This is a genomic window from Mucilaginibacter gracilis, from assembly GCF_003633615.1.
In the GTDB taxonomy this organism is placed as follows: Bacteria; Bacteroidota; Bacteroidia; order Sphingobacteriales; family Sphingobacteriaceae; genus Mucilaginibacter; species Mucilaginibacter gracilis.
Map to the genome: position 1 here is coordinate 3956303 of NZ_RBKU01000001.1, position 24731 is coordinate 3981033.

Genomic DNA, 24731 nt, shown 5'->3' on the forward strand with positions numbered 1-24731 from the left:
TTTTTAAGGGGTGGTATGTTTGCTTATATCATAGTGTATGGGGTTTGAGGTTAATAAAGGTGGTTATCTATGCGTTAATGTGATCTTTCTGCCCTTGATGGTGTAATCGAAACCGCCCGCCAGCGATAGCATTCCTGTTACCCTGGTGATATTTTCCCCCCTGATCCTGAAGCTCATTTTCTTGTTTTTTAGCTCAGGATTTTGAAAAAAGAATTCTACGTTATAGGTTTTTTCCAGCTGTTTGCAGATGTAAGAAAGATTTTTGTCTTCAAATACGTAGTATCCTTTTTGCCAGGAAGTATAATCATCCGGTTGTACCTTTTGCATTTCCAGCTTTCCGTTTTCCGGATGATAAACCAGTCGGTCGCCTGGCAGCAATATGCGGTAACCGGCTTTTTTTGCAGCCAGAACGCTGACCTTTCCGGAACTTACTGTTACCGCAAGTTCCTGTTCATTTTCATAATTATTGACGTCAAACGTTGTCCCAAGAACTTGTACCGCTAATTTGGAGGTCTGAATAATAAAAGGATGTGCGCTGTCATGTTTTACTTCGAAAAAAGCCTGCCCCTGAAGTTCAACCTCCCTGTTTTTCTTAATAAAATCCAACGGATATTTCAGTACAGAAGCACTGTTCATGGTGACGCGGGAACCGTCTGATAAGATCACCGTTTTACGCTCGCCTTTAGTAGTACGGATTTGGCCGTAAGCTATTGCAGCTGTAACATCGGCCTTTTCCTTCCTGATGTACTGAAAAATAAATGCAGCCGAAAGCATAAGTACGATGGATGCTGCTGACATCCATCTCCTGATGTTTATGATCTTTCTTGGTTTAAGCAGCAAGCGTAATTCCTGGTTTGACCACAACTGTTCGGCCTTGAGCTGTTCTTCAATGAGGTCCCCGTCCGTAAAATTGAGCCGGGAGAGCCGGTGCCGGAATTCTTGTTCTTGTTGATCGTTTTGGTTTTCCATAAATATACTGCTACTTACATAAAGCAGCAATGCACCCAAAGACGTACAAGATTCATATTAAGAAATGATTAAATAATTGCTAACTGTAGATTATCCAGGCAATAAACAGGAGTTCCATCGTCGAGGCTTTGTAATTTTGTGTAGAGAGCCGCAGCCTGACCATGGCCCTGTCTAACTGTTTACGTGCAGTTTTGGGAGAGATACCCAGTTTTTCGGAAATTTCGGACACGTTTTTTTGCTCGTTCCGGTTCAGCAGGAATATCTCGCGCATCCTGTCCGGCATTTCTTCAATGGTTTGATTGACCACATCCAGTAACCGGTCATATTTCTTTTGATTTTCCACCAGTTCCAATACATCGTGTTGTGGGAAGCTCAGATCCGCCTCCAGATTTATCCTGATATTTTCAAGGTGCTTTTCCTGGAAGCCCTTTGTGCGGTAATAGGTTGATAGCTTAAACCAAAGCCGGTTGTGCAACCAGCCGTTCAGTTCATCGCCAAATGCCAGCGTTTCTCTTTTTTCCCAAAGCTCAATGTACATTTCCTGTACCAAATCAAAGGCGTCCGCCCGGTCGCCGGTTTTCCGGTAAGCGAGCCTGCGCAAACTGGCCCAATACCTGTGGTGTAGCTCATCGAAAGCGGCGTAATCCGATAGGCGGATCAGCCTGATGAGTTCTTTATCCGTAGCATGTTCCATCACACAAAGATATTCCGTTTCAGGTTAATTACATATTAAGTCATTGGTGGTTATAATTTGGATTCTTTTGTTTAAATCAACCAGTATGATGTCTTTCTGACTGTTAAAACTTAGATGTAGAGGAAGGAATCGAACCTTCAACTGCTGCCGTCCAGCCCTCTACTAATGATTGCTTAATTATAATTCATATTGAAGAGTGCTTTGCTTACTCTTTTAATTTAATTATTAACTGATCTTATCCATTGTATAAAGAACACCCTGCAAGCCCAATAAATGTGGGGCAAAAGTAAGAGTGTAAAGTGATGATAACAACAACTCTTTGTTATCATATAGAATGAACAATTACAACCAGAAATCAAGTTCTTTGGCCCGCAGTTTATTCTCCATATAATCAGCCATCCATTCCCTGTCCTTGCTCAAGCCCTTGAAATCCGTGTTTTTTTTGAATAACGAATATCTCCAGCGATAGTGGTCATATACAGCCATAATATTTACCGCATATTGTTCCGCTACCTTTTTATCATTGATGATCAGCAGGTTTTCATCATTGGTTGAACTTGCCTTAGGCCCGAAATTGTGGGAGCCTGTTACCACATAGGGATTTGGCCCGAACGGATCAATTACCAGGATTTTACTATGAATAGTAACCATTCCCGCGCTTACCTCTTTATACCAAAAACTAAACTCTTCAGAAATCGTTTCGGGCATAATGGCGTTCCAATCCGTCTCGGTCTGTTGCCCCTGGTGAAAGAATATCAATGGTGCCGGGATCTTACCTGTCGCACCGGGGTCTTGATTAATTACGCCATGAATAAACAGATCGGGTTTCCTCGTCTGTAGATCAATTATATAGTTAAAGAATGTATTTTTTGGGCCGGGGTTAAACATCAAAAATAATATGCCGGTGGTAGCAGCTTCCATCAATGATTCCACATCTTTCAGATCATCGAAAGCAGGTGTCGGCGCAAACCATACCCTGCTATTTGCGCTGCCAAACGAATGGGCTGCCTTGTTCTTATCATATAAAGCAGTACCATAACCGCTGTCATCTGTTACCACATCGTATTTAAGCGCATCCCACTCCGCTTTGTAAACTTTTGCCAATGCAGGATCTTCGATGAAGATACCATTATTCACTTGCGAAAACAATCCGCCGGGTGTCCAGTTCGTACTTCCAGACCAGATTTGTATAGGGTCGCCTTTATGGCAAATTACCACAAATTTATTATGGGCGAAGTGTTTTTGGGTAACATCTACTATCCTGTCGTAAACATCCACACCGGCATCCCTGATTTCTTTCCGGCTATCTTCATTTTTATCTTCGCCTTTCTTTTTTGCCGCGCCGTTTGCTAGAATAACATGAGCCCTTGATCCGATCTTTTTTAATTTATCCAGCAGGTCGGACTGATGGAGTTCATATAGCGCCGAATAAATGGTCAGGTCAGGATTACCAATCACATCGTCTAATAAAGAAAAAAGCCTGTTATCAAGAAAACCACCAAGGAAATCCCTTAGTTTATTATTTGCCCCGCCTATGATCGCTTTAATCGTTGTACCCGGCAATTCGGAAGAAAGGTTCTCCTTCATACGGGAGAAGAACTGAGAGGAAATTATACCTCGGTTGAAATATACATGGTATGGTGATGGGTTACCTGCTGCGTCTATCCCCGTTTTCATTTGGGCCACAGCCGACCATGCTGAAGCATTTAGCATATCCTTAGATAATTGATCGCCGTCATATAATATAGGAACAATCTTGTAACTGGCGGTATCACCCTCGCTGACGGAAAAATCAGTCCAGATAAACCTTTGGATCGGCCATTCATAACTTGGTCTTTGCTCGCCTTTTTTAAAGGCTTCGTCTGCAAAGCCGACACGATTCATCAACGCGTCCGCTTCTGTATCGCTCTCATTATTCAATTTACGATACACCGCGAACCCTATACAATCTTTGATGGGCTCGGCGTATTTCCAGGCAACAATCACCTGGTCATTGTTGGAGCAAACAGATATTATTGGCGGAGACGCCTGTACAACAGGCGTAACTATGCCAGTCGGGACTAAAGATACTTTCTGTGACATCTTATAAAGGATTAAGGTTAATTAGGCTAATTTACAGAAAGTTACATTGATTAAATAGTCGCTATTGCAATATTTAATCATAGCATAATTCTAATTAAACATTGAATCTATAGCCGTATTGTGATGCATGAATTTGAATAACCAATAACATACGCATACGTGGCAGAAACCTAAATCGTTCGCAACTACCGTCCCACTTGCGAACACCCACCGTTCAACCTCATCACCTTTGATTATCAATTCAGATAGTCATGAGAAATCCAAAGACAATAACCGACCTGAAAGGCCGAAAATTCAACGGCACATCATTGCCGAAAATCAAGCGCATCCGCCAGGAGCCGCGCCAAAAGATCCTGCAGCTTTTAATAAGCTTCGTACCACTGGAAAAGTTCCAATCCAACGAAAAAACAGTTGACAAATCCGCTAATTCCGGCACCGCTTTTTAAAGCGAACCCATAACATTTATTCATCACATCACCAAAGTTCAGGACAACTTCCCGAAGGAGCTTTCCTGTAGCCCGCGTGGTCTAAGCAAAGATGTACTTTTGCATGCGCAAAAGAATCTTTGCTGGCCTCGAGGCCAGGGGATTTGCTCGGAACTCGCAAACCCTGAACTTTCAAAAAGTGTAGTTTATGACACGAAAGAAAGTGAACGAACCCGAAGACCTGCTTAGCCATAACCTCATCATCCGAGTTACAGAAAGCACCTACAACCGGCTGGAAAAGTTAAGGAAAGACAGTAAAAATCTTTCTATAGCAGCGGTGGCCCGTAAGATCCTGTCCGGCCAAAAGATCAACCTCTATCACCATGATGTTTCGCTAAACCCAATTATGGAAGAACTAGCCCTCATCCGAAAGGAACTGAAAGCCATCGGCGTAAACATCAACCAGATCACCCGCAGTTTTAACCAGGACAGAACCGGAACCAGCCGGGCGTACAATGTTACAAAAGTGGCAGAACTCTATCAGCAGGTAGATATAAAGGTAGACCGCCTGCTAAAGATCATGTCCAAACTCGCTGAAAAATGGTTGCAAAAATAAGTACCGGCAAAAGTATCAGGGGAATGCTGCACTACAACGAGAACAAGGTAATAGCCGGAGAAGCCAGCCTGATCCTGGCCAGTGGGTTTGCGGGAGAGATAGAAAAAATGAATTTTCAGCAGAAGCTGCAACGTTTTAATCACCTCACTGAACTAAAACCCAATGTAAAAACCAATGCCTTGCACATCTCGCTGAACTTTGATGCCAGCGAAAATCTGAGCAACGCCAAATTACAGGACATTGCCATTGCCTATATGGAAAGGATAGGTTTTGGCGACCAGCCTTTCCTGGTCTACCGCCATGATGATGCCGCCCACCAGCACATCCATGTTACCACGACCAATATTACAGCGGCAGGCGAACGCATCGACCTGCACAACATCGGCAAACTCCTATCGGAACCTGCCCGTAAGGCCATCGAGCAGGAGTTTAAGCTGGTTAGAGCCGAAAGCAGGAAGTTCAAGCAGGAACCCGGCATTAAGCCTGCCGACCTGACCAAAGCACAATATGGACAGTTGCCCACCAAACGGGCGATCAGCAATGTGGTGACAGCGGTAACAAGGGATTATAAGTACACGAGCCTCGCCGAACTGAATGCCGTGCTCAAAAGCTTTAACGTAGTGGCGATGCGTGGTGCCGAGCATACCGCGATGTTTGAAAAGAAAGGCCTGATGTTTTCGCTGATCGATGTAAATGGCAAAACACTTGGCGTACCGATCAAGGCCAGCTCATTTTACAGCAAGCCAACGCTAAGGAACCTGGAAAAGAAGTTTGAGCAGAATATTGAGAAGCGAAAGGTTTACAAAGAACCGCTAAAGAACGCCCTTGATCAAACGCTGAATAAATACACGGCCATCAGCAAGTCCACCTTTGTGGCAGAGCTTAAAAATTACAACATTCAGGTTGCTTTTCGCACTAATGAACAAGGCCGAACCTATGGCATCACTTATATCAACCACGGTAATAAATCAGTCTTTAACGGCAGCGACCTGGGCAAGGCCTACAGCGCAAAAGCATTGATAGAGCAGTTCGCCACTTCAGATAAACTAAAAGTGAAACCGCAACAGACATCACTGCTCACCAAAAACAGGCCATCGGTAAACCTGCTGGAAAAGGAACAGAAAGACCTGCCAAACCTGTTACATAGGGAACCCGATCGTTTACTGCAATCCCTGCTGGAAAACCCGAACAGGGAAGACGGCAGCCCACTCATGCCAAGAAAAAAACGAAAGAAACGCAAGGGCATACGCTTCTGACCATCCATTAACCATTAAATAAATACAGCTATGCAGACCGGAGAAGACTCCCAGGGACTTAGAAAGATCATCGATTTTACAAGGCTCATCAGCCTGTTTATACTTAGTATCCATTTTTACATCAGCTGTTATGCCGCCTTTCAGGCCTGGCACCTGACGGCAGAGATCACCACGCGAATTGTGCTCAATATCGGAAAGACCGGGCTGTTCATGGGTATGCTCAAACCCAAGCTTGCCGCATTGGTATTCCTGCTTATTTCCCTGATCGGTGCCAAAGGCAAAAAGGAGGAAAAGATCAGAAAGGATACGATTGCCATTTATCTGGGTGCAGGACTGCTATTATATTTTATCAGCGGCTTATCATTTTACCTTATAGCTTCGCCAGCGATTATTACCATCAGCTACATAGGTTTGACCGCTTTAGGCTACCTATTGATCCTAACAGGTGGCGTACGGCTATCCCGCTTGATCAGCCTGGGGCTGACCAAAGATATTTTTAATACAGAAAATGAAACCTTTCCCCAGGAAGAACGGCTATTGGAAAATGAATACTCGGTCAACCTTCCGGCACGGTATGCCCTTAGAAAGAAGATCCGCAGTTCCTGGATCAATTTTATCAACCCTTTCCGGGGTTTGCTTGTAGTTGGTACACCCGGTGCAGGTAAATCGTATTTCGTGATCCGCCATGTAATCGACCAGCACCTGAAAAAGGGCTTTAGCATGTTCATTTACGACTTTAAGTTTGATGACCTGACGAAGATCGCCTATAATAAATTGATCAGATACAAAGAAAACTTCAAGGTTAAGCCGCAATTCTACCTGATCAATTTTGATGACCTTTCGCGTACCCATCGCAGTAACCCCCTCGACCCGCAGAGCATGGAAGACATTACCGATGCGACCGAAGCTTCAAGAACAATACTTTTGGGACTGAACAGGGATTGGATAAAAAAACAGGGCGAGTTCTTCGTAGAAAGCCCGATCAACTTTTTAACGGCCATTATCTGGTACTTGCGCAGGTACCGCGATGGCAGGTATTGTACCCTTCCGCATGTGATCGAACTGATGCAGGCCGACTATGAAGAGCTGTTTCCTTTGCTGAAGGAAGAGGAAGAAATCAAAGTATTGATCAATCCCTTTATCTCTGCCTACCAGAACAAAGCCACCGACCAGCTGGAGGGACAGGTAGCCAGCGCCAAGATCAGTCTCGCTCGATTGTCTTCACCGCAATTGTATTATGTATTATCCGGTAACGATTTTACGCTGGATATCAATAACCCCTTATCCCCAAAGATCGTTTGCATGGGGAATAATCCGCAGAAACTGCAAACCTACGGCGCGGTGCTATCGCTCTACATATCCAGGGTGATCAAACTGGCGAACAGGAAGAACCAACTCAAAAGCAGCCTGATCTTTGATGAGTTCCCTACCATCTATTTTAATAACATAGATAGCCTGATCGCTACCGCTCGTTCGAACAAGGTGTCTACCACGCTTGGGATACAGGACTACAGCCAGTTAAAGAAGGACTACGGGAGGGAACAGGCGGAGGTCATCATGAATATTGTCGGTAATATTATCAGCGGGCAGGTCACCGGTGATACGGCCAAGCAGCTTTCCGAGCGGCTGGGCAAGATCATGCAGGAGCGCAACAGTGTCAGCATCAACAGCTCCGATACTTCGGTTAGCAAATCCACACAACTGGAATATGCCGTACCGGCATCAAAGATCTCCAGCCTGTCTTCAGGTTCATTTGTAGGCATGGTGGCAGATAACCCGGACGAAAAGATCGAGCTGAAGATATTTCACAGCGAGATACAGAATGACCATGCGGCTATCAAGGCTGAGGAAGATAATTACCAACCCATTCCGGCTGTTGCAAACGTAAGCACATTGGATGTGGAAGAGAATTACAAGACGATCAAAGCTGAAATCGCAGACCTGATCGAAAGGGAAATTGGCATTTTGACTGCAAGAAAAGAAGCGCTGGATGCGGCAAAGCAAGAAGTCAAGAAGCACGCAGAAGCGGAGATTAAGCCAACTGCTGTTACGTCGAAAGAAATTATAGAAACAGACAGTAAAAAGCCTGGAAAACGGCAATCCAGGAAAGAAAAAAGAATGTTGACCCAACGGAAAAAGATTGATAAAAATGAACAGTTTTCGGAAGAAAAACCGCTATCAAGGTAGTGGCAATGCTTTACCGCACTTATGTGAAACGTAACCATAATATAAAGTTAATATGAATTAAATACCTTTGTAAAAAAACAAAATGGAAATCACCTGCAAATGGTGATCGAAATTGTATGACAGAAAACATTCAAACGGACGAGGAATTATGGCAACTGATAAAGCAGGACAGCCATACTGCGTTTGAAACATTGTACCTGCGGTATTTGAAATCTGTCTTTACCGAGATCAACAAACGTATCAGTGACCGTGATCAGGCCGAGGATCTCACACAGGAAGTATTCCTGTCCCTTTGGGAAAAAAGGGTGACCAGTAATCCACAAGGAGCCATATACCCCTATATATATGGGATTGCTATTAATAAGGTCTTTAATTATTTTAGATCGAACAAAATACCGGCAAACTTTATTGAGACCTGGGAGACCTTACCAGAAGATCTTGCTCAGTTGGCAGAATTGCCCCAGGCGTTCAAAGTTGCCGAGGTAACAGAAATGGAACATTTGCTGGAAGAAGAACGATCAAACCTGCCCGAGAAAATGCGTCGTGTATATGAGTTACGCTACGAAAAGAGGTTAAGTATAGCTGAAATTGCTGATGGTCTTTCCATATCTCACAATACCGTTCACAATCATTTAAAGGAAGTTCGTAAACGTTTCACCTCTGCGCTTCGAAAATCGAGCTTTCTTTTATAATAATTGTCCTATCTCAAAACACTTCTTTTCTAGCCCTTAGAGGCTGTTTTTTTTAAAATTTCAATGTTAAGTAATTTATCCGAATATTAACAAATCGTTAAATCGTATTTTTCATATAGCCGAAATTTCATTTTCGGTTACTATATAAATAGAGGGCCTGATCATGGGGCGCTCAATTGAAAAATAAAATACGATGCCCACAGAAAAGGAATTAAAAAAACTGCTTGAAAAATACGCTTCCGGCAAATGCAGTCCAGCAGAAACCAAACTGTTAGAGGCTTGGTTCACTCGCATTGGCGAAAACCAGGAAGTCGAAGACCTAAGTAGTGCCGACCAGCACCGCATGCTCAATTCACTGAGGAAAAGCCCACGCTTCGCGAAAGGGAAAAACCGTATCATTTCTATGTTCCCGGCTTGGAAAAAAATTGCAGTGGCGGCTTCAATGGTCGGCATTTTAGTACTATCGGGCTTATGGATCAATAAGAGCATCAGAAATTCAGGACAGCAGGAAACAGCATACATACAGATCAGCACCGGCAAGGGTGAAGTAAGAAAAGTGACCCTGCCTGACCGTTCCGTTGTATGGCTGAATGCACGTACGAAGCTTTCTTATTCTCCAGATTTTAAAAACAACAGATCGCTCCGGCTGAATGGCGAGGCCGTTTTCCAGGTAACGCACGATAAAACACACCCTTTCAAAGTTCAGACCCAGGATAGTATAGAAACTACCGTTTTAGGAACACAGTTCGATATCAGCAGCTATGACGGGCTGACCGAAACCCAGGTTGCCGTCTTAGAGGGCCGGGTTAAGGTTGGAAAGATCAGCCAGCAAGCACAAGGTGTCTTGGTCAAGAACGATATGATCAGCTTTAACAGATCAACAAAAACATTTGATAAAAGGATCGAAAATGCGGAAACCATGGCATCATGGCGCACCGGACAATGGGAATTAAGGGGACGTGGTGTAGAGGGGCTCGCGCTTGTCCTGTTTAACCAATATGGTATCACTTTAAAGCATACTAAAAAATCTTTGGACAAAGTTGAAGTAAGCGCCAATTTTAATAAAAGACAAACCGCAGAAGAGATCATCAGCACTTTTTGTCTGCTGGGAGACTGCAAATTCCGTTGGATAAGCAAAACTGAAGTAGAATTATATTAAACCCCAATAAAAAAAGCAAGGGCCCTGCTTGGAACCAAGGCACCTTGCCATGTTAAATTTTAAAATAGAGCACGAATTTATGAAATTGAACCTTACGCCGCAATTAAATCGGCGTTTATCAGGCCGCACATGGTTAACCCGCTTAGTAGCCTTAACATTTTTACTGTTGCCTTTGTATACACAGGCGCAGGGACAAAAGACGCTGAAAATAGAGAAAAGTACACTCGAAAAAGCGATTGCAAACATCAGAACTACCTACGGGGTAGTTATCGCTTACAATAAATCAGATATTCAGGCTGTTGAGGTTGCAGGTGGCGAATTTAAAAACATTTCTGTTGATCAGCTGCTGGAAATGGTGTTGAAAGGCAGTGGTTTTACTTATCAGAAGAACGGCTTGTCGTATGTGGTTCTTAAAACCCCTGCTCCGAAAAGCCCAAACGCATCAGCCGGCGGCGGCCCCGGCACCCTTAAAGGTCGCGTTGTAGAATTTGAAACCTCGCAGCCCCTGCCTGGGGCGTCAGTATACATTGTTGAACTACAAAAAGGTATGCAGTCCAATATCGATGGATATTATAGCTTCACCAATATTCCATCTGGTAAATATACGGTTCAGGTATCATATGTCAGCTTCGCAACAGAAAAAGTAATTGTAGAAGTCAAGCCAGGCAAAGAAGCGACCTATGATATTAAATTGCAGGGATCTAACTCATTAAAAGAGGTAGTGATCAGCAGTGTCAAAAAAAGCCGTGCCCCCGTTTCACATACCTCTGAACGCCAGGTATTGGAAGAAGTCAAGCAGGCATCAATGGTGGTATCGGCCATTTCCTCTGAACAGATCAGCAAATCTGCCGACAGAAATGCCGCTGAAGTTATGCAACGCGTATCGGGGGTAACTACTGTAGATGACAAATTTGTCATTGTTCGCGGATTGAATCAAAGGTATAATTTAACATATCTTAATGATAACGTAGCGCCAAGTACCGAGTTATATAGCCGGGCTTTCGCGCTCGACCTGATACCAAGCAGGATCATTGATAAAATATTGGTCTTCAAATCTCCATCACCCGAAAACCAGGGCGATGCCACAGGCGGCGTGGTCAAGATCTACACCAAGGATGCAAAAAATTTAAAGCATTTCGACATCGAAGTGCAGACTGGCTTGCGAGAGGGTACAACCTTTAAAAATGTGCTTACCTATCAGGGCGGAAAATTTGATTTTTTAGGTTTTGACGACGGAACGCGCAAACTACCAACTGTAGTACCAGCCTACGGTAGTTTACAAAAAGCTACCATCTCCCAGCAGCAATATGCTAAAGGCTTTTCCCCTTATTTGTATTTGGGGCAAAAACAGGCATTACCTACCATTCAGATAACAACAAATTACTATGATAGCTACAAGTTGTTTGGGAAACCGTTGTCGATGCTAACTTCTTTCAGTTACAAACACGAAGATCAGCAAGCCAATATTTATCGCCAGCAAGGTATAGATGATGCCTTTAAAAGTACCATACCGAATGACGCGATAACCTTCGAAAATAATAACCGGGAAAGCGCTCAATTAAACCTTCTGCAAAACTTCACTTACAGGCTGCGGGATAGCAGTAACTTACAGTTTAAAAATTTCTTGTTACAACAAGGCGTGTCAACAACCATAGAAAAGGTATTTCACCGCAGAGTGATGGCCGATCAAAGAGCGTTTGACAATAAAGATATTGTGCTTTCCTACAGCCAGCGTTTTTTATATGCAGGTAATGTCGGCGGAACACACTATTACGGCGGCGGTAAACATCGTTTTGACTGGAATGGTGGCTTAACCTACAGCAGCCAGGAACTTCCGGATCAGCGGGTAATCCGGTTGCAGGCTCCGCTAACTGCTTTTACAACCGGCGACCCCAACCTTTACTGGTTCGCAAGGGGCAGAAAGGGTGATCCGGAAGATTCCGAAAATCAAAGCAGGATCAACCAGGGTATGATTTCCCGCACCTGGACGCGCAATAACGAAGGGATTTACAATGCTTCACTGGATTATACTTACAAGTTTAAGCCCTGGCTGTTCCTTAAAGCTGGAACGTTTCAGCAATGGAAGGAGCGAAAAGTTTTCAGAAGGGTTTATACCGTACACGAAGGTGACTTTACAGGCACTTACAGCGATTACATAACGGCACCGGGGGGATATGGCACATACGTTGACCCCGCCCTTACAGCGTTCAAGCAACAAGATCTCAGCAGACTCTGGTCTGCCAATTATCTGCGGGATGACAAGACCGGCTTATTGGTTGTCGATAATACACAAGGTAGCGACGCTTACACGGCTACTGAACAGAACAACAGCGGTTACGCGCTTATGAGCTTTACACCTGCTCACCGGAAATTTGAAGTTTACGGCGGCGTTAGAATTGAATACGACCGTCAGCGGGTAGGCGCTGCCGTTCAGCCTACCGATCAGACTGGGATCAATCGTCCGGTGCTGGTCAATATTTCCAAACTGGATATATTGCCATCTGTTAATGCAAGCTATCGGCCGCATGATAATTGGGTGCTCAGGGCCGCTTACGGTAAAACGGTTAACCGTCCCGAGTTCACGGAAATCTCTCCGTTTAATGATTACGACTTGGAAAACAATACCAGAAGACAAGGTAATCCCTATTTGCGCCCGGCAACCGCATCTAATTACGATCTTAGGCTGGAGTTTTATCCCCGTAAGAACCAATATGGGGAAACCATCTCAATTGGCGCTTTTTACAAGACCCTGCAAAATCCGATTGAACGAATTAATGCAAGCGACAGGATTTTAAATAGCCCTGCGCTGATTACTTTTCAGAACGCCGCAAGGGCTTCCATTAAAGGAGTAGAATTTGAATTGCGAAAAAATCTGGATTTCATTCCGGGTAACTTGTTCAAGCGTTTATCGGTGATCGGTAACCTTACGCTGATCAAAAGCGAAGCCATTAAAGACAGCGCCGACGTAGCCAATGAGCAAAAAGATCAACCTGATAAGCGGATAGGCAATTTTATCATCAAACGCCCGCTACAGGGCCAGGCACCCTATATTGTAAACGTCGGCTTATACTATGATAACGCATCGACAGGGACGAAAATATCAGGCATTTACAATATCGTGGGCACCCGCATCTATGCGGCGGGAAGAGGGTTTGCTGCTGACCCAACTTTAAATGGATCTCAATTCCGGGGAAGCCTGATGGAACTGCCGCGGCATGTGGTTGATATTTCGGTAACACAACGTATCGTGAAAACCATCCAGGCCAGATTTTCGGTTCAAAACCTGTTGAATAAGCCAATCGAAATGGCGGAAGATTACAATTTTACTTCTAAATATGAACCTGTAAAAACCGTGGTAACTGATGGCGTTACCAAAGTTGAAGGAGACAATATCGCATCAAGATACAATCCGGGCAGGCATTATGTATTGTCATTTTCTTATTCATTTTAATAAAGCGCACAATGATATATAAATTCAAAAAATCAAGTCAGATCGTACTTATCCTGATGCTTATATCCGCTTTAGCTGCATGTAAGAAATCACAGGATTTTTATCAAAAGTTGGTAGACATGCCAGAAGTAGTGAACAACTATAACAAGGCATACGAGGTGGACAGTACAATGGTTATTACCGGAAGACTAAATCCGGAGAAAGGCCTTAAAATTGAGATCGGCGGTATTGAGGCAAAAATTGTAAGCCTGAAAAAAGTAACAGTTGGGGGAACGCAGTCGGACCCGTATGAAGGCGACCAGGCGACGATCACCATTACCAATGCAATGGGAATCGGCGAAAACAGGCCGGTTAAGATTACTTCTGCCGGTAACACTATTGATTGCCCATCTATCGAGATCTTGTCTCCGGGAGTTATTGCTGCTCAATTAAAGCTGCAAAGCCATTTTGTTCCGCAAGCTAATGATGTTGTTTTGTATTGCCTGAACGGCAAAGGGAGCGTTTATGTTTATTCGAACGCCAGCGGACAGATCGTTAAAATCGATAAATCTGCAAATGTTCAAACGGTAATCAATACGACCACCTTTAGTGACGCAGATGGCCCGTTCGCCATCACCGGTTTTAATTCTGGTGGAACTGATCCCCAGGAATCCACGTTGTATTTCTCGGCCCTGACCACTGACGGTTCGGCCAACAGTACCACCAGCTATATATATAGGCTCTGTAAAATAGACTTAAAAACCAAAACCCTCACGACGTTAAATAAAACGCTTTATCCAAAATCAATGGCATTACCGGTTATTCCCACTGCTCTGCCGTTAGAGGGAACAATAAACCAGGTTAACCTGATGGACGTTTCAGGAATTTATCCCGACAGTAAGGGCAATGTCTACCTAAGGCTTGGTAAAACTATCATCAGTGGAGGTTACGCATTTGCCAATAACTACGCGACTGCATTGTTAAATAGTAACGGTTCAATAAAGTATCTGTTTAAAACAACCCTTGCGCCTAATTATGATTCCAACCTGCAAACTGAATATAACGCCTCAATCCTTAAAATTCCTGGTACTGGCATTATTTATAATCAGGGTAATATCATGCCGGACGAACAGCGGATGTATTGTTACGCACTTGCTCCTTCGGGCAATATAAATGCCTTAACAGATATTTTACAGTACGACCTGGAAAACACTGTGACCTTATATAAATACTCAAAATTAAGCATGCCGCCCACGACCGATAAACCCTATATATCCGGGGTGTTCAATACATTAACGGCTGTGTGTAATGCCGGATCATTCGATACCCCAGACCTGTTTGGTTTTATGCCTTTACCGGGAGGGCGCATACTAATCTACTACTATCAACAAAGAGCGGCTTCATTTTCCGATCATCGTTTTCCGGCTTTCGGCACAATGGATTTTATAAAAAAACGTGGCGACCGTTATGCGCCAGGCGCTGTTGAAACAGGTAGTTACAAAATGTTCAGCGGTGATTCGGGACAGGATCAGTTGCTGAATTATGATGAAGAAGGTATGATTTACAGTACCGCCAACAATAAAACCGTAATCGTAAAAACTGTAAAAAAATGATCAGAAATATTAAATCGATATTTATTTGCAGCCTTCTGCCAATCTTATTGGTAGTATCCTGCAAAAAAGAGGTAAAAGAAATTTTGCCGGGAGATATAAGCGGAGGCGTAAACTTCTACAATGGTTCAGAAGTATTGAACAGCCGCCAATCTTTGCGGAAAAACAACTTGGTATTTATTAACGATAGCGTTCCTAATGGCCCATTTCTCCTTTTTCCTAAGTATCAGGATGTTTACACTGAAACCAGCGATTTGCGGCAATACCCATATAATGCCACAGGCACTATATTTCCTAATCCCGGCTTTGTACCTACAGGTTACCAGTACATGTATTACATGCCCGTTGCTTTGGGTAATTATAAATTCATTTTTTCAGGCACGGACAAAGTATTTCTTAAAGACATACAAACGACTTTAGTTGCAAGGAATGAGTTACAATCATTTTACCTTGTCGAAAGCCCCGAAGCAATGGATGCTTACCGGATAGTTAAGGTACCGGAAGAATATCAGGGCACTCCCGGAAAAGTCAGGATCAGGATTGTCCATTTAGGAACTGATAGCCAAAATTTGATGCTTAAACAGTTGGATGCGACGGGGAATCTCAAAACAGCAGGGCTGCCACAAGACCTTGCATTTGGTTCCTTTTCCGGTTATACGGAGATTGACACCGTGGGCGCAGCCAGAAATTCAGGTAACATCATTCTGAAAATAAGTGAAAAGGATGCTCCGAATAATGTGATTCTTTCGGCGGCAGTACCAGCCGAACCTAACGGTTCTTTCGTCGTGTTAATTCAAGGTTTTAGGCAGGCAACATCAAGACGGATACTTACCGGACATAATGCCGATGGTAGCCCTGTATATGAAATGTTAACTGTTCAGCCCAACTTCCGGGCCAATCTTAGGCGGAGCTATTAAGCCTATGGATCAATAAAAAATAGAAATAAGACATAAATAAAGATGCCGGAGAGGTATGCTTAGGCTATGCCTTTGTCAAAAAAAAGAATAACAATTAAAAACACATAAAAACCGGCCGGTAAAAGGGCCATAAAACAAAAACAATGAAAACGAAAATTACTTTTAGAGCCGCCGGGCTGGTTTTATTACTGGCTTTGGGCATGACCTCGTGTAAAAAGAACAATGGAAACGATAATACCGGGCCGGTTCCGGTAGATAATATCGCTGTCTCCGATCTGAAAAAGTTAAGTACTGCCGCATCGGTAACTGTGCCGGATGGCAGAAAGATCAAGGGTATTGTTATTTCGGACGCCTCAGCCAAAAACATCGATGCCAAAAGTATCGTGTTACAGGAAGCGACTGATAAACCCGGTATCATCATTAATTTCGATGGCGCGCACAACTTCGCTTTAAACGACGAAGTAGAGGTTACGATCTCGAAACAGCAGTTAAGCCAGGTAAATGGCGAGATCATACTTGACAAGATCCCGGTTGCTAACGCTAAAAAAACCGGAACGGGAGCCATTACTGCCAAAGTGACTACGGCGGCTGATCTGGTAACCAATCAAACCGCCTGGAACGGTATGTTAGTGAGCCTGCCTGTTGACGGGTTAACAGGTGGTAATGGAAAGTTTACAGGCAATCTGGTAGTTCAAAAAGGTAACCAAACATTCGGTTCAAAAGTTCTTTCCGGTGCAACCTTTGAAAACACAGATTACCCGGTTAGCGTAAGTAATATCACTGGTATTTTGCGGATAGACGGAAGCAATCTTAGGGTAGACATCAGAACTACGGCAGACCTCGCATCCGGCCCGTATTCACGTATCGTAACTGAAGATTTCCAAAACTTGAAAAAAGTTAGCGATGGGTCAGCCATCGTGGTCCCATCTACAGCTAATGCGCCGTTCACTACGGCTGTAGGACAATGGTTGTCAACCGCCCAATCATTTAATTTCTACCCTGGCGCGACCTATGATGCAACTTTCACTACACCGACGAGAACTTATCTATATGCATTCAATACCAGTGTAAATACCACAGGTGCAAGTTTGCGATCAAACTTCACAAACAACCAGGGACTTAAAAAGGTAGCGATCTCGTTTGCTGCAACCTCTGCCGAAAAAGTGGTTACTGTACTTAGTCAAAGAGAATATGCATTTACATTTGGTACTACAGATTCTGTAAAAATAGCCGTGTTACCCATTTTGCCTGATAACATGCCTTTAATAGATGCTGGCGATAACATGAGCTACGACGCCGTTAAACCCATTCTGGCACTTTCTCCAGCTTATAATCAAAAAGGCAAGTTCTTTACCTTTGAATATACAATACCGACTAAAGACGAACTGATTGCGAAAGGTGTGAGTGCTGACAGGGCGACTGCCTTTATAGCTAATCCTCAGTTCCGGATCTACAACGCATCAAGGCCATTTACAGGAAGCCCAAATGCCGCCCCGATACTATTTGATAAGATCGTATTCTACTATTAACAACAGGTATTTATGCAGGGCATCTCAAAATCGAGGCATGTGCATTTGATGGATGCCCTGCTTCAGTTGGAAACGCTTTTAGGAAAGGAATGCGAGTGTTTGCAGCAGGCGACGGAATACCGAGTGGACCTGGAAAACATGCACAGTAATTATGAACGATTGCTCGAAGAATTGGCTCGGCAAATCACGAATTATGAGGTGATGTACAGCCATGTTAAAATTCAATTCCTGGGCAAAAAGCTGAAAGAACTGAAAAAAGAAATTTCGGTGGAGATGCCGGGTTTCCCGGTGCTGGTGCAAAACATTAGGATAGCTTACGGTACTTAGCCGAAACTTGAATATATAATTGTAATCAAGGGCAGCGCAGCAATGCCTGCCCTTTTAAAAACTATAGATCATGCGTAATATCTATATCGCCGTTTCGATTTTATTGGTTCTGGACATCGCGGTTTTACTTCTGACCCGCTGGTTTGACATGCGGTATTATGTGCCATTCTTAGAAACGGTAATGAAACAAAAGAAAGAGCCGATTGACAACCCTAACATGGTATCATTAGGTATAGTTGCCGCAGGCGGCGGCTTATTGATCTACACCCTGATCGGCTTTGCCTGGGTATGTTTAGGGCATAAATAAGATAAACGCAATTAATGCCATTACAATAAAGCTAAACTATGGAAACTGCGACGATAATCGGTTTTGGAATGTTGATCGTTTTTTTGATCGGTGTCATTATAGCCATCATCAATGACACCCGGAGGGAAAAACGTTTTTGGGATGATTGGAAAAAAGAATAGCACTATTGAAAATACAGCAATTATTAATTAAATGCCTATGATGTAATTTTACAATTTAAACTATAACAAAATATACACATTCTGCGTCTACACGCTTCCTGTCTGAGAAAACGACTAAATTTTTGAATAAAAAACAGGAGCAAGTTTACGCCTGCGAAAGTGCGGGCTGGCTTGTTCTGTTTTTTGGGTATTTAGTCGTACCTCTCAGACAGTTCGGGTCATTCCCGCCCTTTCGCATTTAACCTAAACTGGAACACCGACAGTGAGAAGATTATGATCAATGCGAAAAGAACCGACAAGTGCCTGGTAACCGAGCTGTTATCCGCCGCCTTTAACGACAATTTAAGTGTAAATTATATCATCCGACAGGACGATAAACGCAAAGAGCGCATCCTGGCGCTGATGGACTATTCCTTTGAAGTGTGTTACCGGTTTGGTGAGGTATGGCTATCGGAAGACCGAAAAGCCTGCGCCCTGGTACTGTTCCCCCATCAAAAAAGAACCACTTTTGCTTCTTTATGGCTGGATATAAAGCTGATCTTAAAAGCTGTAGGGGTCAGCGGCATTAGAAAGGCGCTTAACCAGGAAGCAAGGATTAAGGCAAAACGGCCTAAAAAAACGATGGCTTACCTTTGGTTTATTGGGGTCAGCCCGCTTTACCAGCACCAGGGCACAGGCGGCAGGTTACTAAAAGAAGTGCTCGGCCATGCGACTGGCCTTGGCCTTCCGGTATACCTTGAAACCTCGACAGAACGAAACCTGTCATGGTACGAGAAACATGGTTTTGCTGTTTACGATACCCTTGATCTGGGTTACATATTGCATTTCCTGAAATATGAACCTAAATAAATCGGGCTATGCTGGTGTTTGGAACAGAGATGCATGTGGTTACTTTATTTTTTGTCACACTGGAACTGGTGATGTTTGGGGTGCAGTTTGGCTATTATCTGAACCAGCCGGAGGACAAGCCCCGTTTCTGGTACCTGTTGTTACTGGGGCTGCTGATCGTCTATAACGTTTCAGGCGGATTGTTCCCTGATAGCGAAATTACTTTTATATCCATCCGGACGCAGAACATCATTGCCTACGGCAGTGGTTTTCTCATGGCCTCTTATTTTCCGTTTTATTTTTACATGGCTTTCGAGCTAAAACGGTTACGTTTCCATGCCATTTACGGTGTTCCCTTGTTCCTGCTGCTGCCCTATGTTGTATTCTTTATCATTTCCTATTCCCTGAACGACAATATTGATTTTGCGGTCAAGTACGGGATCATTATCCCTTTTTTTTATTCCTTTATCGTGCTTCGCGCCATACTCATTGCGATCAGGGTACATTATAAGGAGAACCGGAATCGGCGTTTTTATATCGAGGAGATAGCGGTCTATTGCGCTGTTGTGCCTTGGGTGGCAATGGTGCCGATCACTTATTTTCATTTCAGTCAGGCCATAGAAGTGCTGTTTACAAATCTGGGGTTCCTGTTCATTACAGGCATGTTTATTTTTAAGGCGACCAGGCGTGCCAAGCAGGAAAGAGAAATGTATGCAGAATTGGAAGTTATCCCCATTGATCAGGTTGCAATTGACGCGAACTGCAAGCGTTTTGCCCTTTCGCCCCGGGAAAATGATGTGGTTAACATGATCTGCCAGCGGCTTCGCTACAAGGAGATCGCGGAAAAACTATTTATCTCCGAAAGAACGGTCAACAAACACGTCCAGAACATATTTAACAAAGTGGAGGTTACCACCCGTTCTGAACTGGTCCGTAAAATGAATAGTTTTTAAGTTAGTGTTAAAATCGGCTTTATTTCGATTGCTTAACCTTAGCGTAATCTCAATTACGCAAACAATGCGTAGCAAATTACGCATCAATTGCTCACTTAAAAGCTCGAAATCTCCCTCAAATTTGTCGCTTCATCTTAAAAAAAGAAGTACTATGCAAAGAACGGATACGCATCTCCTGTGAGGCTGATCGTCGGAAAATCCGGCAGGCAGCAGGAATCATTTAACCTGTTTACTATGTTAGAAAAGATGAGTGAAAAGCTGTACGGACAGCTTACCGGCGACATTGAGAAAATTGTTGCCAGGGAAACAGAGCCTTTTAAAATTCTGTCTGCGGTGCTGAAATGTGTCAGAGAAGCACTTAAAAAGTTAAAAGACCATGTGCTTAAAAACCCCTTTGCCGATGAAGCCGCCCAGATACATTTCTTTAAGCACATCAAGCCTAAATTCTTTGCCCTGCGTATTTACTACCTGGAATGGTACGGGATCGTAACCGGCATCCCTGCCGGGGACAAAGAAGTGTTGAAAGCCGCCTATAACGAGGAACTGAAGGTGATCCAGCGTTTCTTTAGGCTGATTGCATTTTATTACCAGTACTATCGCCTCGGGGCAACTGAACTGGATAGCCTGTTATTTGTGCGTGGCGTAGAGGTGCAAAGCGTGCTGATCCCTGAAGTGCCGGAACTTGACCCCGAGTTTGCCACCAGCTGCGATTACCTGTTTTCCAAGATTATACTTTCAAAAATTGATCAATTTTATAATAGTAAACAGGCTTTTCAAATTACTTCTAAAGAAGAGAAATTATTTGCGAAGAATATGATCATTGAGGTCAACAGCAAATAATATTATTACTCCAATTTATCTTGGACCTTTTTTAAAATATTTTCCGCTGTAGCCGCCAAATTTTTCAAATCTTGTAAAAAATGGTTCGAAAATTCGGGTTCGTCGGTTACAGAGAGAATGAGAAGCCTTGAATCAGAAGATTTGAGGCTTTTTTCTGTTGAATGTAGTTGTAAACTATTTGCATATTAGTCCGAAGTTGGAAACTTCGGACAGCGTCCGGTCATATTATAACACAGCAAAGCACTTTGGCTTTTGTGGAAAATACTGGTAAGGGTAACTATCCGTTTGATAGTTTGTTTGTTTCCGATATTACTTTGCCGAACCTTTTGACGCTTGCAAAGCGCTGATGCGGGTTGCAACATCAACCATTGGGGCTATCCAAATTTCTTTTTCGTTGGCTTTTAAATAGTGTATCAGCTTGCTGTGGTCGGCCAGGCTAACGTTAAGGTTGTGGCCGCCGCCTACGCCGTGAAATAAAAATACAAGCAGCGTATGGCTTTGTTGGGCCTGCTTCACCAGGTTTATCATATAATCGGCAGTTTGGCCGTTAATGGCATAGCATTTTATATTATCCAAATCAACGTCTGTTGCAGTTTGCAAACCGGGGCTTACACCACGGGCACCCGCAAAATCGGGTTTGAGTGCAGTATAGAAATTTTCGCCGCCAATGGTTAAATCGCCGCAAGGGAAAGCAAAGGTGCGCAGGTTTTTACCGTCAATTGCTTTTAGTAAAGTATTATTTTGCCTTATCTCGTTAACGGCGCGGGCCACAGTGTATTTACTTAAATCGTTTTCGGGTGTTATCCAGCTTCTTGTCGGTCCGCCGCTGCAAGGGTGAAACAACGAGTGGTTACCCAGTTCGTGGCCATGCATTGCCGCTGTGCGCCATTCGCCCAGCCGCTTGTTAATCACCGGCGATGAGCCAATGAGATAAAAAGTACCCTTTAGCTTTAACGAATCCAGCGCGGGTATCACATTATCAAGGTCTATATCCAAAGCATCATCGTAAGTGAGTACCACTGCACACTGTTTATTGTTCCAGGTACCTTTATCCTGGGCCAGGGCAGGTATACCGGTTAGCAAAAAAAGTAATGTAAAAACTGATTTCCTAATCTCAAACATCCCTGTAATATTGTTAATCGGCATTTTCAATTGTGTTTAATTACTTGCCTAATATGCACAAAATACTGGTTAGGTATTTTACTAAGGGCGCAATTTATTGCAATCATCAAATAAAACAAATTTGAAGTTGAAAAATAAATCTGCGGTTGGGTAGATATAAAATCTTTTGGTTTTTTAACTTTGCTTAATTGAAAGTAGGAGATTTTGAATTATCATTTTGCAATTGGTGTGGTTTTGAAAGCACTGGTTGACCAACAAAGCAGCGCTTTTTTTAACTCTTTTATAGCCGATAAATATTGACTAAACTCTCTTTAAATCTCCTCGAAAATTAAAAAGAGATAAAAATTAAATTAAATACATCATCTAACTATGTTTGATAAAAGTGAGACTGAACAAGAAGTTGCCGAATTTTTACTACAGATTAAAGCTGTAAAACTTCAACCTAACGATCCTTTTACCTGGGCATCGGGCTGGAAATCTCCTATTTATTGCGATAACCGTGTTACGCTTTCGCATCCGGCTATCCGTACCTATATCCGCCAAAAATTAGTGCGTTTAATACAAGACGAATTTGGCCCCGTAGCCTGTATTGCAGGTGTTGCCACCGCAGGTATTCCGCAAGGAGTATTAGTGGCGCAGGAGTTGGGTTTGCCCTTTGTTTACGTGCGTGCCAAAGCCAAAGAACACGGCACCGGCAATTTAATTGAGGGCGATGTGTTTGAGGGCCAACGGGTTTTAGTGGTTGAAGATTTAATATCAACCGGGAAAAGCAGCCTTCAGGCGGTTGACGCGCTACGCGCCGCCGGTTGTGATGTTGCCGGCCTGGTAGCCATATTTACTTATGGTTTTGATTTGGCTGTGCAAAACTTTAAAGATGCAGGTTGCAAATTTGCTGCCTTATCAAACTATAAAGCCCTTGTTGAGTATGCCGAGCAACATCAGTACATCTCTAAAAGTGATGTTTACCTTTTGGAGCAATGGCGCGAAAACCCGGCTGAATGGGGACAAATAGCTACCACATAAAACATTTGAGATATGACTGATTTTGAAAGCCGCGTTACCGTTAATAAACCTGTAGGTGAGGTTTATAGCTTTTTGGCCGATTTGAATAACCACCAACAGTTGATGCCCGAAAACATTTATAATTGGACATCAACCGCCGATGAGGCCCGCTTTACTATACAAAACATGGCCAAGCTGGTTTTAAAAGTGAACAACCGCGTTGAAAATAAAGAAATATCAATTGTACCGGCTGAGGCTGCGCCTTTTGATTTGGAGCTAAAATGGGTGTTGGAAGATAATGGCACTACAACAACTGCTGTTTATAAAATTGCTGCCGATTTAAACATGATGATGAAAATGCTGGTAAGCGGACCGTTACAAAAATTAGCCGATAGCGAAACCACAAGTTTAGCCCAAATACTGAGCTAATTGCGTAGTTAAGCCTTATTAAAGCTGGCAAACAATAGGTAAGATTGCAATTAGCGCATTTTATTGAAAAAATCAATAAACTTATGCATCAGTGCGTCGAACACTAAAACTCCAATAACCAACGCCGAAATTATAAACAAAGTATTTGCCATTATCTTAATGTTTTTGATATTAAAGATAATGGCAATAGCGGTGCCAATAGGTTTTATCAATTTAGTTATTTGTTTATCAGGTGGTTACTTCTATGTAAGTGGTATTGCTTGCACGCTCTGGGGTTTCAATACCCCTTTTTTATTCCAATAAAAGGAGCAATTTCCACACTTTATAAATTGTTAGCGCCGCTTCCTTTTAAAATAAAACAGTACTAGTAAAATAGTAACCGCTATGGCGCCCCCAACAATTAGCGTAGTAAAAATATGGTTTGACTCAGATCTTTGCGAGCCCGGACCTTTTTGAGTTGTGGCTTGTTTTTGCTTTAATTTAAGTTGAGACGAATCGTTTTGTTTTTTGAGCAATGCGATTTTTTGAGCGTTTTGTTGTTTGCTTACCGAATCTTTCAAAAAAGCAATCCGGTTTGTAATCTGTTTGTTTTTTTTCGAATCACCTTGTTGCGTATAAAAATCAGCATATGCTTCCTCAACCTTTATCTGGAGCGTTATGCCTGGTGTGAGTTTGGCAAATCTCATTGCTTCATGTAAATCTTTCCTGGCTATAGCGTAGTCTTTGGTTTCGGTTTTTACAACGGCCAGGGCAATAAGCGAGTTTATGATGTTGCCGGTATCTTTAAGTTGTATTGATAGCGAATTAGACTGAACTGAAAACCATTTAGCCTGGGTGTATTTTTTTTGCAAATGGTAAACCAATGCCAAATGGTCAAAGGTTTCTCGCACCCCTATGGTATCCCTAAATTTGGAATACATGTGCAAACCCTTCATAATATATTCAATAGCCTGGTTTAATTCTTTTTGAGTGGCTGTAGGCACGGCAAGCTTAAGCGCCAACCGGTTTAATGTATCGGCTTTTACCGTTTGCGAGCGAATGTATTGCGCACGTGTCATGGTATCGGTTACCATAGCGTGCGCATACATTTTTGTGCTCATGGCTAAGATGAGCAGCGTGGCTGTAAGCAGGTATTTTATCAAAACGGTATTGTTTAGCATACGGAGAGTGAAATGTTTTGTTTGTTAATGTAAAAC

General features: G+C 43.1%; 23 protein-coding genes. 18 read left to right on the forward strand and 5 right to left on the reverse strand.

Translation table 11 applies throughout. The features are described 5' to 3' along the window. Positions 1–63 precede the first annotated feature (63 nt). The 3 genes from BDD43_RS17545 to BDD43_RS17555 all read right to left on the reverse strand — a co-directional run bounded on the left by BDD43_RS17545 (position 64) and on the right by BDD43_RS17555 (position 3745). Positions 64–969 carry a FecR family protein gene (locus tag BDD43_RS17545; RefSeq protein ID WP_147425675.1) on the reverse strand — a complete coding sequence of 302 codons (906 nt, stop codon included), beginning with the start codon at positions 967–969 and terminating at the stop codon, positions 64–66. 79 nt (positions 970–1048) lie between these two features. Next, positions 1049–1663, reverse strand: a complete 615-nt coding sequence (locus tag BDD43_RS17550; RefSeq protein ID WP_121198900.1) for an RNA polymerase sigma factor — start codon at positions 1661–1663, stop codon at positions 1049–1051. Between the two features lie 342 nt (positions 1664–2005). Then, the gene (locus tag BDD43_RS17555) at positions 2006–3745 is read right to left on the reverse strand and encodes a phospholipase D-like domain-containing protein (protein ID WP_121198901.1); all 1740 of its coding nucleotides are present in this window, start codon (positions 3743–3745) and stop codon (positions 2006–2008) included. A gap of 251 nt (positions 3746–3996) precedes the next feature. On the opposite strand from BDD43_RS17555, the gene BDD43_RS17560 reads away from it, so the two are divergent. The 16 genes from BDD43_RS17560 (at position 3997) to BDD43_RS17630 (ending at position 20982) form a co-directional block, all read left to right on the forward strand. Continuing rightward, positions 3997–4191 carry a hypothetical protein gene (locus tag BDD43_RS17560; RefSeq protein WP_121198902.1) on the forward strand — a complete coding sequence of 65 codons (195 nt, stop codon included), beginning with the start codon at positions 3997–3999 and terminating at the stop codon, positions 4189–4191. A 187-nt stretch (positions 4192–4378) separates the two neighbouring features. Then, positions 4379–4786, forward strand: coding sequence for a plasmid mobilization relaxosome protein MobC (mobC, locus tag BDD43_RS17565; RefSeq protein ID WP_121198903.1), 408 nt, complete (start codon positions 4379–4381; stop codon positions 4784–4786). After that, entirely contained in the window at positions 4771–6042 is a 1272-nt protein-coding gene (locus BDD43_RS17570; RefSeq protein ID WP_121198904.1) for a relaxase/mobilization nuclease domain-containing protein, read from the forward strand. The genes mobC (BDD43_RS17565) and BDD43_RS17570 overlap by 16 nt, the downstream gene beginning before the upstream one ends. 30 nt (positions 6043–6072) lie before the next feature. Then, complete coding sequence (gene mobC / locus BDD43_RS17575; RefSeq protein WP_121198905.1) at positions 6073–8229, forward strand: conjugal transfer protein MobC; 2157 nt, start codon at positions 6073–6075, stop codon at positions 8227–8229. A gap of 116 nt (positions 8230–8345) precedes the next feature. Further along, positions 8346–8921 carry an RNA polymerase sigma factor gene (locus BDD43_RS17580; RefSeq protein WP_121198906.1) on the forward strand — a complete coding sequence of 192 codons (576 nt, stop codon included), beginning with the start codon at positions 8346–8348 and terminating at the stop codon, positions 8919–8921. A gap of 193 nt (positions 8922–9114) precedes the next feature. Further along, positions 9115–10080 carry a FecR family protein gene (locus BDD43_RS17585; RefSeq protein ID WP_121198907.1) on the forward strand — a complete coding sequence of 322 codons (966 nt, stop codon included), beginning with the start codon at positions 9115–9117 and terminating at the stop codon, positions 10078–10080. Between the two features lie 79 nt (positions 10081–10159). Continuing rightward, entirely contained in the window at positions 10160–13531 is a 3372-nt protein-coding gene (locus tag BDD43_RS17590; protein ID WP_246001641.1) for a TonB-dependent receptor, read from the forward strand. Positions 13532–13542: 11 nt separating this feature from the next. Continuing rightward, positions 13543–15123, forward strand: a complete 1581-nt coding sequence (locus BDD43_RS17595; protein WP_121198908.1) for a hypothetical protein — start codon at positions 13543–13545, stop codon at positions 15121–15123. Next, positions 15120–16037 carry a hypothetical protein gene (locus BDD43_RS17600; protein ID WP_246001645.1) on the forward strand — a complete coding sequence of 306 codons (918 nt, stop codon included), beginning with the start codon at positions 15120–15122 and terminating at the stop codon, positions 16035–16037. Before BDD43_RS17595 ends, BDD43_RS17600 begins: the two co-directional genes overlap by 4 nt. Before the next feature lie 143 nt (positions 16038–16180). After that, a complete protein-coding gene (locus BDD43_RS17605) occupies positions 16181–17566 on the forward strand; it encodes a DUF5689 domain-containing protein (RefSeq protein WP_147425676.1) in 1386 nt (461 codons plus the stop codon). Between the two features lie 12 nt (positions 17567–17578). Continuing rightward, entirely contained in the window at positions 17579–17893 is a 315-nt protein-coding gene (locus BDD43_RS17610) for a hypothetical protein (protein ID WP_121198910.1), read from the forward strand. A gap of 70 nt (positions 17894–17963) precedes the next feature. After that, positions 17964–18200, forward strand: a complete 237-nt coding sequence (locus BDD43_RS17615; protein WP_121198911.1) for a hypothetical protein — start codon at positions 17964–17966, stop codon at positions 18198–18200. Between the two features lie 38 nt (positions 18201–18238). Further along, on the forward strand, positions 18239–18361 hold the full coding sequence (locus BDD43_RS30840) for a hypothetical protein (RefSeq protein WP_008507988.1): 123 nt from the start codon (positions 18239–18241) through the stop codon (positions 18359–18361). A 273-nt stretch (positions 18362–18634) separates the two neighbouring features. Continuing rightward, positions 18635–19210, forward strand: coding sequence for a GNAT family N-acetyltransferase (locus BDD43_RS17620; protein ID WP_121198912.1), 576 nt, complete (start codon positions 18635–18637; stop codon positions 19208–19210). A gap of 8 nt (positions 19211–19218) precedes the next feature. Beyond that, positions 19219–20142 carry a helix-turn-helix transcriptional regulator gene (locus BDD43_RS17625; protein ID WP_121198913.1) on the forward strand — a complete coding sequence of 308 codons (924 nt, stop codon included), beginning with the start codon at positions 19219–19221 and terminating at the stop codon, positions 20140–20142. Between the two features lie 234 nt (positions 20143–20376). Next, positions 20377–20982 carry an RteC domain-containing protein gene (locus tag BDD43_RS17630; protein ID WP_121198914.1) on the forward strand — a complete coding sequence of 202 codons (606 nt, stop codon included), beginning with the start codon at positions 20377–20379 and terminating at the stop codon, positions 20980–20982. A gap of 309 nt (positions 20983–21291) precedes the next feature. On the opposite strand, the gene BDD43_RS17635 is transcribed toward BDD43_RS17630, so the two are convergent. Continuing rightward, positions 21292–22128, reverse strand: coding sequence for a polysaccharide deacetylase family protein (locus tag BDD43_RS17635; RefSeq protein ID WP_246001647.1), 837 nt, complete (start codon positions 22126–22128; stop codon positions 21292–21294). A gap of 345 nt (positions 22129–22473) precedes the next feature. On the opposite strand from BDD43_RS17635, the gene pyrE reads away from it, so the two are divergent. Both pyrE and BDD43_RS17645 read left to right on the forward strand, forming a co-directional pair. Then, positions 22474–23127 (forward strand): orotate phosphoribosyltransferase, encoded by a 654-nt coding sequence (gene pyrE, locus BDD43_RS17640; protein WP_121198915.1) that lies wholly within the window; start codon positions 22474–22476, stop codon positions 23125–23127. A gap of 12 nt (positions 23128–23139) precedes the next feature. Beyond that, on the forward strand, positions 23140–23535 hold the full coding sequence (locus BDD43_RS17645) for an SRPBCC family protein (RefSeq protein ID WP_121198916.1): 396 nt from the start codon (positions 23140–23142) through the stop codon (positions 23533–23535). Between the two features lie 332 nt (positions 23536–23867). On the opposite strand, the gene BDD43_RS17650 is transcribed toward BDD43_RS17645, so the two are convergent. Continuing rightward, positions 23868–24695 (reverse strand): hypothetical protein, encoded by an 828-nt coding sequence (locus BDD43_RS17650; protein WP_121198917.1) that lies wholly within the window; start codon positions 24693–24695, stop codon positions 23868–23870. Between the last annotated feature and the right edge of the window lie 36 nt (positions 24696–24731).

Coding starts and splice junctions, on each gene's coding strand:
- BDD43_RS17545 (WP_147425675.1), bottom strand. CDS start 969: ATGGAAAACCAAAACGATCAACAAGAACAAGAATTCCGGCACCGGCTC.
- BDD43_RS17550 (WP_121198900.1), bottom strand. CDS start 1,663: ATGGAACATGCTACGGATAAAGAACTCATCAGGCTGATCCGCCTATCG.
- BDD43_RS17555 (WP_121198901.1), bottom strand. CDS start 3,745: ATGTCACAGAAAGTATCTTTAGTCCCGACTGGCATAGTTACGCCTGTT.
- BDD43_RS17560 (WP_121198902.1), top strand. CDS start 3,997: ATGAGAAATCCAAAGACAATAACCGACCTGAAAGGCCGAAAATTCAAC.
- mobC (WP_121198903.1), top strand. CDS start 4,379: ATGACACGAAAGAAAGTGAACGAACCCGAAGACCTGCTTAGCCATAAC.
- BDD43_RS17570 (WP_121198904.1), top strand. CDS start 4,771: ATGGTTGCAAAAATAAGTACCGGCAAAAGTATCAGGGGAATGCTGCAC.
- mobC (WP_121198905.1), top strand. CDS start 6,073: ATGCAGACCGGAGAAGACTCCCAGGGACTTAGAAAGATCATCGATTTT.
- BDD43_RS17580 (WP_121198906.1), top strand. CDS start 8,346: ATGACAGAAAACATTCAAACGGACGAGGAATTATGGCAACTGATAAAG.
- BDD43_RS17585 (WP_121198907.1), top strand. CDS start 9,115: ATGCCCACAGAAAAGGAATTAAAAAAACTGCTTGAAAAATACGCTTCC.
- BDD43_RS17590 (WP_246001641.1), top strand. CDS start 10,160: ATGAAATTGAACCTTACGCCGCAATTAAATCGGCGTTTATCAGGCCGC.
- BDD43_RS17595 (WP_121198908.1), top strand. CDS start 13,543: ATGATATATAAATTCAAAAAATCAAGTCAGATCGTACTTATCCTGATG.
- BDD43_RS17600 (WP_246001645.1), top strand. CDS start 15,120: ATGATCAGAAATATTAAATCGATATTTATTTGCAGCCTTCTGCCAATC.
- BDD43_RS17605 (WP_147425676.1), top strand. CDS start 16,181: ATGAAAACGAAAATTACTTTTAGAGCCGCCGGGCTGGTTTTATTACTG.
- BDD43_RS17610 (WP_121198910.1), top strand. CDS start 17,579: ATGCAGGGCATCTCAAAATCGAGGCATGTGCATTTGATGGATGCCCTG.
- BDD43_RS17615 (WP_121198911.1), top strand. CDS start 17,964: ATGCGTAATATCTATATCGCCGTTTCGATTTTATTGGTTCTGGACATC.
- BDD43_RS30840 (WP_008507988.1), top strand. CDS start 18,239: ATGGAAACTGCGACGATAATCGGTTTTGGAATGTTGATCGTTTTTTTG.
- BDD43_RS17620 (WP_121198912.1), top strand. CDS start 18,635: ATGATCAATGCGAAAAGAACCGACAAGTGCCTGGTAACCGAGCTGTTA.
- BDD43_RS17625 (WP_121198913.1), top strand. CDS start 19,219: ATGCTGGTGTTTGGAACAGAGATGCATGTGGTTACTTTATTTTTTGTC.
- BDD43_RS17630 (WP_121198914.1), top strand. CDS start 20,377: ATGTTAGAAAAGATGAGTGAAAAGCTGTACGGACAGCTTACCGGCGAC.
- BDD43_RS17635 (WP_246001647.1), bottom strand. CDS start 22,128: ATGCCGATTAACAATATTACAGGGATGTTTGAGATTAGGAAATCAGTT.
- pyrE (WP_121198915.1), top strand. CDS start 22,474: ATGTTTGATAAAAGTGAGACTGAACAAGAAGTTGCCGAATTTTTACTA.
- BDD43_RS17645 (WP_121198916.1), top strand. CDS start 23,140: ATGACTGATTTTGAAAGCCGCGTTACCGTTAATAAACCTGTAGGTGAG.
- BDD43_RS17650 (WP_121198917.1), bottom strand. CDS start 24,695: ATGCTAAACAATACCGTTTTGATAAAATACCTGCTTACAGCCACGCTG.